Below are 13,668 nucleotides of genomic sequence, written 5' to 3' on the forward strand. Positions count from 1 at the left end.
CATATATGTAAGGGGATATAACTATGCAAGATAATATGGAGTTACAAATTGGGAAATGGGGTAATTCGCTTGGCATTCGACTTCCAAAACATGTATTAGAATCACTCCATCTGGGTGTAAAGGATCGGGTAAGTTGCTCATTAGAGGATGGAAAATTGATTTTAAAGCCACTGTCTCACCAAAAGAAATACACATTAGAAGAGTTGCTCGCCCAGGTACAAGAACCCGGCAAGGAAGTTTCATGGGGCAAACCTGAAGGAGAGGAAGTTTGGTAGGCTATATCCCAAAACGCGGAGATTTTATTCGCCTTAATTTTGACCCACAAGCCGGACATGAACAGAAGGGAAGCAGGCCGGCTTTAGTCGTAAGTCATAGCGCTTTTAATAAAAAGATGGGGTTCATTTTTGTTTGTCCCATCAGCAACACAGAACGTAAAAATCCATTTTATGTAGCCATACCCGAAGGTAAAAAAATTACAGGGGTGATCATGGCAGATCAGTTGCGTTCGCTTAATTACGGGGCCAGAAATGCGGCCTACATTGGCAAATGCCCGGAAGAACTACTCCAGGAAGTATTAATGCGTATAGACCCTATAATGTTCTAATCTCCCTCACGTAATCCTCATAGAGATAACGCGCGGCGTATATCTTCCGGGCAGGACTGGAGGATATGGGCCGTGGCCTTAGCCACGGTCTGGCTTGTATCTACTCGAAGAAGGCGGCCGGACGGTATCTCCTCCGGTCGATCAAAGGTCTCCACCTGTTTCAGGTATATCTCCCAGCGGCCGTCTGAGACGGCCTTCTTGTTTTTTCTGCGTCTTTCCAGCCGGGCCTTAGTTTCTTCCTCCGGGCAGTGGCAATAGACAAAGCAGTAGGGGACATCCAGTTCTTCAGCCATCCAGATCAGGGCCGTCCTTTCGTCCCGGTCCTTGTATGAGGCGTCGAGGATGACGGATTCCCCCATCTCCAGCCGGGCCGCCGCCTCTTCGCGCAATCTGGCATAGGTCGAGCGGGAAAAGTCCGGGCTGTAAATGCCCTGTCCGAAGGGCTCCGGCCTTCTTTCTGTGGGCGCGAGGCCGGCCATTTTTTTCCTGATCTCATCAGAATTAAGGGGCGCGATGGCTAGCTTTTCACCAATAACCCTGGCCTGGGTGCTCTTCCCGCCGGCAATAAGGCCAAAGAATACCAGGAGAACCGGCTTCCTTTTTCCGCCGGCATAGCGGTAGGCAAGGCCAAAGTATTTTCGGGCCGTGGACAGAGAGCGGCTCCGGTCTTCTTCGCTGATTTCCTTGCTGTCCGCCGAGAAGGAGTGGATTTTGCCGCGCACATAGGCCCGGTAACATTTGTAGAAATCCAGTAGGTCTATAAGCGAGCGATCGCCGGAGAGTTCCACAAAGCGATCGATAAGATATCCGGAGAGGGCGCCCAACCGGTGAAAATCCAGGTCCATGGCCAGGAAGGCTATATCACAGGCCACGTCTCCATAGCGGAAACGCTCGTTGAACTCTATGCAGTCGTAAATATAGACATCATCAGCTATACAGATGTTGGCCGAATAGAGATCCCCGTGCCCGTCCCGGATTTTTCCTGATTTTATACGTTCCTGAAAGAGATCAGCCTTTTTTTCAAAGAAGGAGAGGCTATATGCCTTAATGGTTTCAAAACGCTTCCTGGTGAGGGCGCGGCCGATGTAGCCTTCGGTCTGGGCAAAGTTTTCCTCGATATTGAAACGTACCTGCGGGATTTCGCCATAGAAGTCTATCTCCGGGCCGGTGGCGGCCTGTGCGTAGAAGGGGACGAGTTTTTGCACGATGCGGTCGATGACCCCTTGATCTACTTTGTCATCCTTTATCAGGACGTCCATCATCCGGTCCTGGGGCATCTGCCGCATCTTTACCGCGTATTCAATGACTTCTCCCGGACCGTTTATAAAAAAGCCTTTTCCGTCTGTAGTCACCGGTTCCACCCCGAGATATATCTCCGGCGAGAGCCTTTTATTGAGGACTACCTCCCGCTCACAAAAGTGTTTGCGTTTTTCGAGGGTGGTAAAATCGAGAAAACCGAAGTTAACAGGTTTTTTTATCTTATAAACAAAGTCACCGGTAATAAATACGTAGGAGATATGGGTCTGGACAAGTTTTATCTCGGCTACCGGGTGGGGATATGCCCCTGGCCCTAACAGGCCCTTTACAAAGTCAGGCAACATGCGGAACCTCTGATAGCAGATAAGATGACTCTTGTTATCAGCTTATGGACGAGGTGTCAAGGTATCGGTGTTTATTTTTGATAATACTGGACATCTGATAAGGAGTTTTGATATGCTCTCTCAGGTAGGTAATAATCCTTTGTAGGTATTGAGATGAGCAGGCGCTTAGCATATCTTTTTTTGTTGGTTATAGTGTTCTTAGCCTTTTTTGCCTCATCCGGCGCGGAAGAAGGGACAAGGATAACCCTGCTCTTAACCGGACAGACCCGTGGGGCATTGGAGCCTTGCGGCTGAGGCGAAAACCGGGCTGGCGGTCTGGCCAGAAGGGCTACAATAATCAAGGACGTTCTTAAGGAGAATCCTCAGGCCCTGTTAATCGAGGGGAGCGGCGCTTTTCATGGCGCAGGCCCGACGGATCTGGTAAGGACTGAGGTTTATCTAAAGACCCTGGAGAAGATGGGCTATCACGCCATTGCCCTGGGCGGCGACGCCTTCAACTTCGGGACTGACTTTATCCGGAAGCAGATTAAGAGCTTAAACATTCCTTTCCTTTCGGCCAACGTCCATAGGGGTGAGGCTAAAGAGCTTCTGGGGAGGCCATATCTAATCAAGGAACTGGGCCCGGTCAAACTTGGAATCCTGGCCCTGACCGCGCCGCCGCTCAACCGCGATCAAATTCAGGCTGAGGGGTTCGGGCTTGAAGTATCTGATCCTTTAGCCGGTATCAAAAAATATCTGCCTGCCGTCAAAAGGGAGACTAACCTGGTTGTGGTCTTAAGCGATCTTCCGGAAGAAGAAAACAGATCACTCGCCGCTGAATTTGGCGACGTCCAGGTTATCCTGGCGGCCAGAGGCAATATCCCTGTAGAAAATGTCAACCATGCCGTCATCGTCTCTCCCGGCCAGAAGTATCTGGCCAGACTGGATTTATGGGTGGACCATTATGGACGGCTTCTAAGGCATGACTTTAAGTGGATATACCTTTCGATGGATATTCTCCCTGACCCGGAAGTAGAGCAATTTATTTCACAGGCTTATGGCGCAGCGTTTAAGGATCGGGCAGCGCAGGCCGGGGCAAGGCGGAAGTTTTCTGACCAGGCGCTGGAGCAGGACAGGGATAACGGCTACGTGGGGGCGGAGGGCTGCCGAAGTTGCCATGCGACTGAATACCGGGCCTGGAAAGGCACCAGGCATTCCCGGTCCTTCGATACCTTGAGAGATGTCCGGAGGCATTTTTATCCTGATTGTGTTTCGTGTCATACCACGGGTTTTGGTTATCCTACCGGCTTTCAGATGGGTCAAACTACGGGTGGCCGACTGGCCGGTGTGGAGTGCGAGGTATGCCACGGCCCGGGCCGGAAACATACCTTCTATCCTGAAACATCTCGGTTGAGACGTACTGTCCCTGCTTCCATCTGTCTCGCATGCCATGACAAGGAGAGAAATCCGGACTTCGAGGGGCAAAAGGAAGTATTGTTTAACCGGATAAGCCATAAGGCATTAACTCGGTAAGGACAGATTTTGCATCTTCTTCGCTTGCTTGGTAGCGGCCTTATTGAGATTGGCCAGCCGGCGAAGAGGAAAAACAGCGTTTAAATGATATGGCCAGGATGGCTGTAAAGGCCAGGACGAAAAGGCCATTGGCCATAAAGGAAAAACTGTACCCCCACCTGTTGTTTAGAAGACCGGCTACTACTGCTCCGGAAAACATGGCGGCCGTCCGCACCACATAGAGCAGTCCTGAATTTCCCCCGAGGCGCGCCCCCGGGAAGTAGAGCGCAGTCAGGACCCCTATGCCTAAAATGGCTATGGCGTCACCCGTGGTGTGGAATATCCTGGTTATAAGAAGACCCCCGAACGACCGCGCATTCCCGGTCAGGAATTGAAAGGCGCCGGACATTACAAGGCCGGCAAAGAGGAAATGGATAATCCTCTGCTTACGATCCATAAAGTATCCGATCCATGGGGCCAAAAAGGCCATCCAGAGGCCGATACCGGCAAACATATAGCCGATGTTTCTGGGCGCAAATCCCAGTTTCCCTTTCATTAAAAGTGTAAAGGAAGTTTGCTCTACGCCAAAGTGGGTGGCCAGGACAAATATCCCCAGTATCAAGAGGAGTCTTCCCGGTTTTTTCAGGTCAGCCCGGTATTCCTCAAAGCTAAACCTGATCGGGGCAGAATCCCTGAGAAATAAAGTAAGCGCGATAAGCGCCAGGGAGCATGCCCAAGCCGTAGCAATTAAAGACTTTGGTGGATAGTAAGAAGTGATCAATCCTCCTATAAGCGGTCCAAAGGCATATCCCAGGTAACCGCCCACGTGGTAGAGGGCCACCTGCCGGCTTAAACTATTGCGCGTGATGACCTTGAGATAAAGAGACGAAAGTACAATAAAGAGGGCGGAGGCGCCGGCGCCTCCGATAGCGACAGAGAGCAGGAGCCAATAAAAGTTCCGGGAGAGGAGGAGGAAGAAGAAGTACAGACTCAGGCAACACGTACCGGCAATGACGGTTTTTTGGGGAGAAAAGTAATCGGAAAAGACTCCCATGGGGAGCATAAGCAGCATGGAGGCCATGGAGAATGTGCCGATTATTATGCCGATACGGCCATCGGTCAGGCCGTATTCTTTCAGGAGAAGGGGCAGAAATGCGAAAACCATCCAGTGACAAAAATAAAATAGGGTGTTGGCCGCAAAGAAGACACTGGTGGTTTTTCTATCAAGAGCGATTTTCTGTTGTCTCCTTAAGATTCTTTTCTATGGTTACGGTTACCGCGGCCCCTGTGCCCATTTTCAGCCTCCCGGCTGCGCTGCCGGAGACCTCGGCAATTTCCAGAAGGCCGCTGCTTCCGAACAAGGCTATTATACCATGCTCTGCGGCCCCGGCATACGTCTTCTGGAGGAATTTTAAAGAAATGCCGCCGGCCTTAATCACAAAGGGTCTTCCCTGGATGTGTTTCTTAAATTCTTTTTCTGATATGTTGGTAATAAGGTTTCCAAAGCGGTCTATCCAGACCACTTCTCCGTAGAGCGTCCTCCCATCGAATTCAGGCCTTGTGGCGCTAAAGATAACCGGGTCTGTAATGCGTTCACCCAACTCCTCAGGCGGCGTGCCGCAGGCCAGGTGTCCGGCTACCGGCGCGAAGATATCGCGACCGTGAAACGTGGCGGAGATTTTGTCTAAAAAGTATTTTTTCTGATTTAATACATATACATCAAAAGGCTTCCCTGATTGGTATAGCAGGCTGAAGAGCCCGTTGTCCGGGCCGATAAAGAAACGGCCGGCGCAGGCGACCAGGATAGGCCGGCGGGTAGCGCCCACCCCTGGATCAACTACGGCCACGTGGATGCTCCCTTTCGGGAAGTAATTATAGGAAGCGGATATCTGCCACGCTGCCGCCTTTATATCCTGCGGGGGAATTTCATGCGTCAGGTCGATGAGCCGGACATCCGGGCAGATGGAGAGAATAACCCCCTTCATGACGCCGGCATAGATGTCCCGGGTGCCGAAGTCGGTAAGGAGCGTAATGATTCTGGTTGCACGCATGGATTTCAGGCTGTTTATCAACGGGGTATGAAGAAAGGGGTTTTGATTACTTGCTTGATGAGCGGGACACGGAAGGTCTCCGTCTTTTTGCTTTCAGGGGTGAAGGCATCCAGAAACAGACTGCCCTGCTCGAAGTAAAGCCGTTCCGGATCGGCTGTATAGCGGCGCAGCACCTTTTCGTTTTCTTTCCGGCAGTCTATGACAATACGATTTCTATCCTGGAGCGCCCCCTGTAGTTTATCCAGGATGTCCTTATGACAGCCGAATCCATCCCGTACAATCAGGTTATCCACCATATTTATCAATTCTTTTCGGGTCTTCGAGGGGAGTGCGTCTACGATATGGCACAAAGCGGCGTAGGCGCCGTAAGCAAGAGCAAAATCATTTCGTGCCGTTAGAACCTGCTGCCGGACCGCGAGCATAAGGGCCACAGTATCTCCCAGGGCAAGGTCGGGTATGGTAAATGCGGGTTCCTTTTTTATCAAAAATGCCTTTTCGTGGTTGGAATATTTAATTGACAGACCCAGCTCGTTTAACGACTGGAGATCATAATAGAATTGCGACTTGCCGATGCTAAGAGAGGCTAAACATTGCTGACGGGTTTGGTGCGGCTGGGTCTTGATCTTAAGAACCGTTTCAACCAGTCTAACTAAGCGGTTGGATTGCATATAGCGGCCTTTCACATAAAGGCACTATATTAAATTTTTCCTTTCAAAGTCAAGAAGTACTTTTCTCTTCCCAATTTCTGCTTGACCCACGAATGCCTTTTTTTTACACTATCAGGGAGGAACTATCATGCCCATCTATGAATTCTACTGTGCTGATTGCAATACTATCTTCAACTTTTTTTCCAGCCGGGTAAATACGGAAAAACGGCCTATGTGCCCGAAATGCGGCAGCGGACCATTGGATCGTCTCATGTCCAGGTTCGCCGTTCTAAGGGGCGAAAAGGGAGAGAATGACATGGGAATGCCGGACCTGGATGAATCGAAGCTGGAAAAGGCCATGGCCGTTCTGGAACGCGAGGCGGAAAATCTCAATGAAGATGACCCCAGACAGGGCGCGAAGCTCATGCGAAAACTGTGTGATATGACCGGCCTTGATCTTGGCTCCGGCATGGAGGAGGCCCTAAAACGGATGGAGGCCGGGGAGGACCCGGAGCAAATAGAAAAGGAGATGGGAGATATTTTGGACGGAGAAGATTTTTTAAATATATCCTCAAAGGCCACGCTGTCAGCGAAGAAACGACCTCCTGTCCATGACGAAAACTTTTATTATTTATAAGGAGAAATAGACCTGCCTGTTATTCACATCTTCAGGTAGATGGAGGGCGTCCATCAAGGATGTTTTGTGAGATTTTTTGTAACTCTAAGATATTAAATGGTTTTTTTATACAGGCTAAAGCTCCGCTTTTCAGGAGTTCGCATTCGGGTCCATCGCTGGTGACTACGAGAACAGGAATAGTGGGATTCAGCATTTTTATTCTTTGTATCAATTCAAGGCCGTCCATCTCTGGCATCATGTAATCCGTAATAATCAGATCATAAGTTTTAGAGGCAATCCGCTTGACGGCCTCTATCCCATTTTCTACAGTGTCTATCTCGTAGCCAAAAAACTTAAAGGCCTTAAACAGTAATGTTCTGATTATTTCTTCATCATCTACGACAAGGATTCTTTTTTTTTCCATTTGTTCACTCCCCATTGTTAAGCAATTTTCAACTCTAATCAGGTGGATTCTAACAGCTCTTGCCCGGAGATCCTCTCCCCTATAGAAGACAAAGTTGGAGAAAACAGGGGTTAAAAATATAAGCGAATATCATTATTACAACTAATAAGAGAATAAAATCAAGTAAAAAATACAACTGTAAGGCGATAGACTTTTTTACTTTTCTTTACGATACTTGAAAGAAAGTTGTCATAGCTATAAATTCCGGTACTATAAAAAAACGAGACGGGTTGTGTGAAAATTGACGTGGATCGACAAAAAGATTGGAATGCAAATTAAACAACTAAGGAAGAGCCGGGGGCTGTCTCAGATTGAATTAGCCGAAAGGGTCGGCATATCTTTTCAGCAAATTCAAAAATATGAAAAAGGGGTTGCAAATATAACGGTCTCTCGCCTTCAGCAGCTTTCTGAGGCCTTAGGTATTCACATTACCAGCTTCTTTGAAGAGGGAAATTTTGTTCCTAAGGTTTCAGGCCCTGTTTTAGAATATACTCCCGGAGAAATCCCTCTTGAACATTTTCAGCTCCTCGATAAGGAAGAAATTATTATCTTGAAATTCTTTCGCAAGATTAGGAATAAAAAATTAAGAGAGGGTCTCTTGAAGCATATGCGGGGGATTATCGAATTGGAAAAGAAGAAATAGGAACACATCTTCCGTTAAGACAGTAACGGGGTTAAAAAAAATACAATAACCTGAAGTAATCATGAGAAATATTAAAGACCTCCCCAATTTTGACAGGCCGCGTGAAAAACTGGCGGCCCAGGGGCCGGAGGCGCTATCGGATATTGAGCTTCTCGCCATACTTCTTGGAAGTGGGGTAAAGGGCAAAAACGTCTTTCAGGTAGCCCAGAGTATTCTGCGAAGGCTTGATAAAGATAAGGGAAAAGTAGATCTAAAAAGTCTTATATTGATTGAAGGCGTTGGTCTTGCCAAGGCCTGCCAGATTGTGGCTGCCCTTGAATTTGCAAGGCGGAGGTTTTTCAAGAACTTTTTAGTTGTTCAAAAGACGAAAGATATTTTACCCCTTATTTTACATATTGCGGACAAAAAACAGGAACATTTCCTGTGCATATCTCTGAATGGCGCCAATGAGGTTATCGGGAACAGGGTGGTCACTGTCGGCCTTCTTAATTCAAGTCAGGTTCATCCTCGGGAGGTGTTTGCCGATGTCATATCCGACCGGGCCGCATCCGTTATTCTTGCCCACAACCATCCGTCAGGTGTACTGAAACCAAGCCCTGATGATATAGCCATAACGGAACAGATGGTTGAGGCAGGTAGAATCCTCGGAATATCTGTATTAGATCATATAATCATCACAAAAAAGGGATACCTGTCTTTTAAGGAAAAAGGGCTGATGTGACTCCCGTTTAGGGAATTTGCAGACCTGGTGTCAAGAATAAGGACTGTCAGGTGATGTATTTTTCATCTTTTCGTAAGAATCCCCCGTAATGTTCTTTAATGCATTCGGGGCATAAACTATGGGAAAATTCCGCTTCAGAATGATCCTTTATATACTGTTCAATGGGAATCCAATCTTTATCCACTCGTATCTTTTTGCAAAATGAGCAGACCGGTAAAAAACCCTCCAGGTATTTAATCTGCTGAAAAAAACGTTGCGACAAAAAGATAATAAAGGCACCCAAGGCAATGACAAGGACGGTTTCTAGAATACTTTCAGCCCAGTTAATAGGCGTGGCCGCGGCCCCAAATAAATTATGCGGAACATCAAATACTTCGTCTAGCCATAATGCAAGGATTACCGTTAAAAATCCAATCGATTCATATAAGAGAATTTTTTTTGTCAGTGTGCTTTTGGCCATTACAGATTTCCTGAATGAAAATGCTGTGTGTAGTCTTCTGCGCGCCTTGCGGCGGAACAAAACAGGCATTTTCAAAGCCATCTTGTTAACTAATTCGGCTTAATCCAATAAAAACTTAACTTATAATAATATCATCCAGACGCCGCTTTGGCACATGGTGTACGCCTTCGGCATCCCGCCAGTATTTGATGTCCCCACCAGGCCCGACTGTCTCGATTGTTACCTTTTCCCTGGGCTTACCCAAGGCCACAACAAGGAGTATCTCGTAGCGTGATGGTATTCTTAGAGCCTTGCGGAGCTCCCCCCGCTGTACTGACCCGACAATGCAGCCGCCCAAGCCCTTTTCTGCCGCACCCAGGAGGATGCTCTGGATGGCTATCCCGGAGTCATAGCCGACAAAAGACTGGTTGATCTCTTTATCCCCAAGCACCACGATGTACGCCGATGGCCTTTCTCCTTCCGCCGGGCCGGGCCAGTCTTTGAGGTAAGCAGCCCAGGCCAGATGCGAGAATATCAAGGCGTTTTTTTGAGGATCGCAGGAAAGGATGTATTTCAGGGGTTGGAGGTTACCGGCGGACGCCGAGAGTCTGGCCAGGTCAACGAGTTCCCTCAGTGTCTCGTGCCCAATCGCCACTTCCTGATAAAAACGCCGATAGCTCCTGTTCTTTAGTATCAAATCTCTTATCATCTTATGTCCTTTTCAATTTTCAACTACTGTAAATCAGATAAACGCCGCCCAGAAAGACCATGCCCCCGCAAGTCCTTTTTAATATGACAGCGCCACGGGAGTTTTCATTCCAGTTCATATACTGCTGGACCAATTCGGCGGAGGTTCCGGCTGCTACAATGACCGAACAGTGGCCGAGGCCGTACATGAGGAGCAGGAGAACCCCGTAGGAGATGTTTGTGGCGGCAATTTGAAAGGTGACGCCAATAATGGGCGCCATGTAAGCAAATGTGCAAGGGCCCACGGCCACACCAAAGATCAAGCCGAGGACCATGGCCATCCACAAACCCTTTCGTTTCATGCCTATCTGCCCTGGGCCGGACCAGGGGGCCGGGATTACGTCCATCAGGTAAAGACCTACCAGGAAGAAGACCCCGGCAACCAGGTAGTTACCGTAAGGGCCAATATCCCCCAGCATGCGGCCGGCTGCTGCGGTTACCAGGCCAATGGTAGCAATGGTTATCAGAATTCCACAGGCAAAAAGAAAGGATATAAAAAAGGCTCGTCCGGTAGACATACGCCCCTGACCGTCGATGAATCCAATAATCAGGGGGATAGAGGCCAGGTGGCATGGGCTGAGAAGGATGCTAAGGATCCCCCAGATAAACGATGCTCCCAGGGCCATACTAGAGCTGTTCGCTATGGCTCGGGTCAGCACACTAAAAAGTTGATCCATGGCTAATCCAAGTAGCTATTTGATGAATCTGAGTTCCTTAAGTTTGGCTACCAGATCGTCTTTCGGATAAAATCCCAGATGTCGATAAACCTCTTGACCATTCGTATCTAAAAATACTTGTGTGGGAATAACCATGATCCGGTACTGCCGGGTTATTTCTGGTTCTTTATCGATTTCCACTACCTGTACCTTAAGCTGTCCTTCGTACTCCCTGGCCAGGGACTCCAGAATAGGCTTCATTTGTCGGCAAGGGATACATATTCCCCTTCCAAACTCCATTAGGATGGGAAGCTTTGGCTTTGCCGCCGGTTCAGCCCGGAGAGGGGTAATTGACAGGAAACCTATAAAAAACACCAGCACCAATGCGATAAAAGCCGTCTTTTTCATGGGTCTTTCCCTCCCGAATTTATTGTAATCTGTGGATGTTCTCATTTCTTAGTAAATCGATCCTTCTGCCTTTGCTTGTAAGAGGCCTCAAAGACCGGTACACAATGCGGTCCCATTTTTTGTTTTATCTTCTTCTCCAGGCATTCCTTTACAAAATTCAGCGCTTCTTCCTTGTCCGCGTCCGGGACGATGCGCATGATACGCTGAATTTGTTCGGCGCTGAACTCAGGTATCGTCATTGACTGGATATGTGACCTCCCAGTTTCATCCCGCCGCGTCCGTGAAGTCTCGGTGACAGACTCAAGGGAATTAGCCCCTTACCGGGGTTATGGTTTCCACTGTGGATGATGTTTTTCCACCCATTCTTTAGAAACCTTTCCTTCAAAGATACTTCTCAAAGTGCCGGGGTTGGCGATGGTTCCGAGATAAACGTGCACCATAACCATGGCCAGGAACAGAAAGGCACACATACCATGAATGGCAATGGCTATTTGTCTCAAATTGGTTGCATCGGACCAGATCAGGATCAATCCGGTCACAGCCAGGGCCGTTGCCATTAATAAAGCCGACCAGAAGAAGAGCTTCTGTCCGGCATTGAAACGGGAGGCCGGGACCTCTCCTTTATAGCCGAAGTAGCCCCCTAGTCTCTTTAGCCACTCTGAATCACAGCGCTCGAACCAAGCGTCCCTGAACCAGGTCAGGAGAATCAAGAGCACGGTCAAAAGAAAACCATATCCGAAGTAGTGATGCCAGGCATAAACGGACCCTATAATGTCCGAGGAGAACCGGGCGCCTGATAGGGTCAGGTAACCGGTTACAGCAAGCGCCAGGAAAGTGACGAGCGAACTGTAATGAATAACCCTTTCCAGGACGCTGAATCGCTGAATTTCTTGAAAAGAAGATCTCTCCTGTATCCGCCTGGGACCAAAAATAATGTAATGGAGCAAAAGGATTACGAGGACTATAAGCAGTCCCCAGTAACTGAGTGGTCTTAAGGTTTCCTGCTGAAAAATACCCATATTGACCGCTGATGGGGCGAACCCCAGAAAGACAAAATTCGGCTGGGTAACTCTTTGGCCGATTCCATCAAAGGGGTTGACCAGAACCGGCTTGAAGAAGAAGCCTGAACCTGAACTGTGGCAGTCTTTGCATCCTCCGGAACCGATGGCAGCGCGGGCCGGGCTGACATCGTGGCTGAATTTGAAGACCGAGCCGTAGGGACTGTACTCGTGAGGCTCTCTCGGCAGGGTCCGCCAGTTTATGCCGTCTGGAGTCGCCTGATCTCCCTTTACAAAGACCACCCTTTTGCCGTCCAGAGATTCGCCTTCGGCCCGAAGGTGTTTTGTAACGGCGGAGAGTAGAGCCTGGATTTCGTCTGCCCGGTTGACCTCCGGGAAGCCGTCTCCATTATCGTCGTGGATCGATTCCAACTCCGGGTAGTTCCTTTCCGGTTCGGCCCGGTGCATGGACCACATCTTGAACATATCCTTCATATAGGGCTGGCCGAGACCTTTTTTACCCTCTTCTTCGATCCCGACCCAGATACTATATAGACGGGTCAGGGGATAAATCTTTCCCTTGTACCAGCCAACCACAGGTGCGTAGGTAAAGACCGGCTGGTAATTGGCGGTGGACGCATCCACCTCGCCGTAATAGTTCCAGGGCTTGGCATCCGGCCCGTAGAATGACCAGATGCGCTTGGGCGGCGGCTCAATACGCGGGGTGCCGTTAAAAACCGTGCTGTCCTGAATGAGAGCGGCCTTCACCTGTCTGGCCGGAATATGGCAGGTCTGGCAGGCGATTTTTTCCAGGTGGCGCGGCGGAAGCCCCCGGTGTTTCATGACCGGCGCGTTAAGGAGACCCTTGCTATGGCAATCCGCGCAGGTGCGCATGGTGTTGTCCAGATCGTTCCGCACCAAACCGCCCGGATCATCGCCTTTTCCGATCTGATGGACCTCTTTGCCCTGAATTCGCTTATCCGTTGCCCGGCTCCCGGTCAAATGGCAATCGATGCAACGAAGTCCGGCCCGGATATGCACATCGGTACGGGTATTGTATGATGCGCCCTTTTTCTTCCAGTCTGTTTCCTGATGGCAGAACAGGCATTTTGAGGAAGGGATATCGCGTACGATATTCAAGGCAACCTTCCCGTCTTCTTTGAAGAGCTTGGGGTCATAGACGACATGGGGCTTTTCTCCTTTGGCCGTCTCGCCCTTTATCTCACCAAACCCGGCCCCGGCAGTGGCTGCCCACCGAAAGTTTAGCGTCTTGATCTGTCCCGTACGTTTTTGATTGTTATAGGCCGGGAGATGGCAAAGGAGGCAGTCGGCCTCGATCACCCCGGTCTCGGTCCACTTGGCCTTGAAGTAGTCCCCGTCAAACCTGTTATCTTCACCTGACTTAACACCATTTGCGGGATCACCGGCCACCTGATCGTACCTCTTCCCGTTTCGGTCGTATTCCAGAGGACCGCCGCCCGGGTGGCAACCGCCGCAACCGGCGGTAACAAAGTCAAAAGACGTCATATCGATCTCACGGCCTGAGGTATTGTTCTTCTTCGCCAACTGGCGAAAGACAGGGG

At 49.3% G+C, this 13,668-nt stretch carries 17 protein-coding genes; 6 read left to right on the forward strand and 11 right to left on the reverse strand.

All coding sequences use genetic code 11. The features are described from left to right. Nucleotides 1-23: 23 nt before the first annotated feature. Together PHT49_04620 and PHT49_04625 are read left to right on the forward strand one after the other, a co-directional pair. The gene (locus PHT49_04620; protein MDD5451159.1) at nucleotides 24-275 is read left to right on the forward strand and encodes an AbrB/MazE/SpoVT family DNA-binding domain-containing protein; all 252 of its coding nucleotides are present in this window, start codon (nucleotides 24-26) and stop codon (nucleotides 273-275) included. After that, nucleotides 269-604, forward strand: coding sequence for a type II toxin-antitoxin system PemK/MazF family toxin (locus tag PHT49_04625; protein MDD5451160.1), 336 nt, complete (start codon nucleotides 269-271; stop codon nucleotides 602-604). Before PHT49_04620 ends, PHT49_04625 begins: the two co-directional genes overlap by 7 nt. A 17-nt stretch (nucleotides 605-621) precedes the next feature. On the opposite strand, the gene PHT49_04630 is transcribed toward PHT49_04625, so the two are convergent. Further along, complete coding sequence (locus tag PHT49_04630) at nucleotides 622-2,205, reverse strand: AAA family ATPase (protein MDD5451161.1); 1,584 nt, start codon at nucleotides 2,203-2,205, stop codon at nucleotides 622-624. A 456-nt stretch (nucleotides 2,206-2,661) separates the two neighbouring features. On the opposite strand from PHT49_04630, the gene PHT49_04635 reads away from it, so the two are divergent. After that, nucleotides 2,662-3,717 carry a multiheme c-type cytochrome gene (locus PHT49_04635; protein ID MDD5451162.1) on the forward strand — a complete coding sequence of 352 codons (1,056 nt, stop codon included), beginning with the start codon at nucleotides 2,662-2,664 and terminating at the stop codon, nucleotides 3,715-3,717. A 40-nt stretch (nucleotides 3,718-3,757) separates the two neighbouring features. Here the strand turns inward: PHT49_04635 and PHT49_04640 are convergent, their stop codons facing one another. The 3 genes from PHT49_04640 to PHT49_04650 are packed head-to-tail and all read right to left on the reverse strand — an operon-like array spanning nucleotide 3,758 to nucleotide 6,415. Continuing rightward, on the reverse strand, nucleotides 3,758-4,930 hold the full coding sequence (locus PHT49_04640) for an MFS transporter (protein MDD5451163.1): 1,173 nt from the start codon (nucleotides 4,928-4,930) through the stop codon (nucleotides 3,758-3,760). Next, nucleotides 4,920-5,747: an SAM-dependent chlorinase/fluorinase gene (locus PHT49_04645; protein MDD5451164.1), complete on the reverse strand. Its 828-nt coding sequence runs from the start codon at nucleotides 5,745-5,747 to the stop codon at nucleotides 4,920-4,922. Before PHT49_04645 ends, PHT49_04640 begins: the two co-directional genes overlap by 11 nt. 17 nt (nucleotides 5,748-5,764) lie before the next feature. Continuing rightward, entirely contained in the window at nucleotides 5,765-6,415 is a 651-nt protein-coding gene (locus PHT49_04650) for a WYL domain-containing protein (GenBank protein ID MDD5451165.1), read from the reverse strand. A 127-nt stretch (nucleotides 6,416-6,542) separates the two neighbouring features. Between PHT49_04650 and PHT49_04655 the strand changes: the two genes are divergently transcribed. Next, entirely contained in the window at nucleotides 6,543-7,031 is a 489-nt protein-coding gene (locus PHT49_04655) for a zinc ribbon domain-containing protein (GenBank protein ID MDD5451166.1), read from the forward strand. A gap of 31 nt (nucleotides 7,032-7,062) precedes the next feature. Here the strand turns inward: PHT49_04655 and PHT49_04660 are convergent, their stop codons facing one another. Next, on the reverse strand, nucleotides 7,063-7,434 hold the full coding sequence (locus tag PHT49_04660; protein MDD5451167.1) for a response regulator: 372 nt from the start codon (nucleotides 7,432-7,434) through the stop codon (nucleotides 7,063-7,065). Between the two features lie 307 nt (nucleotides 7,435-7,741). Between PHT49_04660 and PHT49_04665 the strand changes: the two genes are divergently transcribed. Beyond that, nucleotides 7,742-8,116: a helix-turn-helix domain-containing protein gene (locus PHT49_04665; GenBank protein MDD5451168.1), complete on the forward strand. Its 375-nt coding sequence runs from the start codon at nucleotides 7,742-7,744 to the stop codon at nucleotides 8,114-8,116. Between the two features lie 61 nt (nucleotides 8,117-8,177). Then, nucleotides 8,178-8,837 (forward strand): DNA repair protein RadC, encoded by a 660-nt coding sequence (radC, locus tag PHT49_04670; GenBank protein ID MDD5451169.1) that lies wholly within the window; start codon nucleotides 8,178-8,180, stop codon nucleotides 8,835-8,837. A 46-nt stretch (nucleotides 8,838-8,883) separates the two neighbouring features. On the opposite strand, the gene PHT49_04675 is transcribed toward radC, so the two are convergent. The 6 genes from PHT49_04675 to PHT49_04700 form a co-directional block, all read right to left on the reverse strand. Next, nucleotides 8,884-9,297 (reverse strand): hypothetical protein, encoded by a 414-nt coding sequence (locus PHT49_04675; GenBank protein MDD5451170.1) that lies wholly within the window; start codon nucleotides 9,295-9,297, stop codon nucleotides 8,884-8,886. 115 nt (nucleotides 9,298-9,412) lie between these two features. After that, on the reverse strand, nucleotides 9,413-9,985 hold the full coding sequence (locus PHT49_04680) for a nitroreductase family protein (protein ID MDD5451171.1): 573 nt from the start codon (nucleotides 9,983-9,985) through the stop codon (nucleotides 9,413-9,415). Nucleotides 9,986-10,004: 19 nt separating this feature from the next. Then, nucleotides 10,005-10,700, reverse strand: coding sequence for a cytochrome c biogenesis protein CcdA (locus PHT49_04685; GenBank protein MDD5451172.1), 696 nt, complete (start codon nucleotides 10,698-10,700; stop codon nucleotides 10,005-10,007). Nucleotides 10,701-10,715: 15 nt separating this feature from the next. Further along, on the reverse strand, nucleotides 10,716-11,087 hold the full coding sequence (locus PHT49_04690) for a thioredoxin family protein (GenBank protein ID MDD5451173.1): 372 nt from the start codon (nucleotides 11,085-11,087) through the stop codon (nucleotides 10,716-10,718). A 41-nt stretch (nucleotides 11,088-11,128) separates the two neighbouring features. Further along, nucleotides 11,129-11,326: a hypothetical protein gene (locus PHT49_04695; GenBank protein ID MDD5451174.1), complete on the reverse strand. Its 198-nt coding sequence runs from the start codon at nucleotides 11,324-11,326 to the stop codon at nucleotides 11,129-11,131. 87 nt (nucleotides 11,327-11,413) lie between these two features. Then, the gene (locus PHT49_04700; GenBank protein MDD5451175.1) at nucleotides 11,414-13,651 is read right to left on the reverse strand and encodes a formate dehydrogenase subunit gamma; all 2,238 of its coding nucleotides are present in this window, start codon (nucleotides 13,649-13,651) and stop codon (nucleotides 11,414-11,416) included. Between the last annotated feature and the right edge of the window lie 17 nt (nucleotides 13,652-13,668).

It is taken from the genome of Desulfovibrionales bacterium (assembly GCA_028715605.1).
In the GTDB taxonomy this organism is placed as follows: domain Bacteria; phylum Desulfobacterota; class QYQD01; order QYQD01; family QYQD01; genus QYQD01.

Excerpts from the sequence above, each read along its gene's own strand:
- PHT49_04660 (MDD5451167.1), bottom strand. The coding sequence starts at position 7,434 with ATGGAAAAAAAAAGAATCCTTGTCGTAGATGATGAAGAAATAATCAGA.
- PHT49_04690 (MDD5451173.1), bottom strand. The coding sequence starts at position 11,087 with ATGAAAAAGACGGCTTTTATCGCATTGGTGCTGGTGTTTTTTATAGGT.
- PHT49_04675 (MDD5451170.1), bottom strand. The coding sequence starts at position 9,297 with ATGGCCAAAAGCACACTGACAAAAAAAATTCTCTTATATGAATCGATT.
- PHT49_04665 (MDD5451168.1), top strand. The coding sequence starts at position 7,742 with ATGCAAATTAAACAACTAAGGAAGAGCCGGGGGCTGTCTCAGATTGAA.
- PHT49_04635 (MDD5451162.1), top strand. The coding sequence starts at position 2,662 with ATGGGCTATCACGCCATTGCCCTGGGCGGCGACGCCTTCAACTTCGGG.
- PHT49_04630 (MDD5451161.1), bottom strand. The coding sequence starts at position 2,205 with ATGTTGCCTGACTTTGTAAAGGGCCTGTTAGGGCCAGGGGCATATCCC.
- radC (MDD5451169.1), top strand. The coding sequence starts at position 8,178 with ATGAGAAATATTAAAGACCTCCCCAATTTTGACAGGCCGCGTGAAAAA.
- PHT49_04695 (MDD5451174.1), bottom strand. The coding sequence starts at position 11,326 with ATGACGATACCTGAGTTCAGCGCCGAACAAATTCAGCGTATCATGCGC.
- PHT49_04620 (MDD5451159.1), top strand. The coding sequence starts at position 24 with ATGCAAGATAATATGGAGTTACAAATTGGGAAATGGGGTAATTCGCTT.
- PHT49_04650 (MDD5451165.1), bottom strand. The coding sequence starts at position 6,415 with ATGCAATCCAACCGCTTAGTTAGACTGGTTGAAACGGTTCTTAAGATC.
- PHT49_04655 (MDD5451166.1), top strand. The coding sequence starts at position 6,543 with ATGCCCATCTATGAATTCTACTGTGCTGATTGCAATACTATCTTCAAC.
- PHT49_04645 (MDD5451164.1), bottom strand. The coding sequence starts at position 5,747 with ATGCGTGCAACCAGAATCATTACGCTCCTTACCGACTTCGGCACCCGG.
- PHT49_04680 (MDD5451171.1), bottom strand. The coding sequence starts at position 9,985 with ATGATAAGAGATTTGATACTAAAGAACAGGAGCTATCGGCGTTTTTAT.
- PHT49_04685 (MDD5451172.1), bottom strand. The coding sequence starts at position 10,700 with ATGGATCAACTTTTTAGTGTGCTGACCCGAGCCATAGCGAACAGCTCT.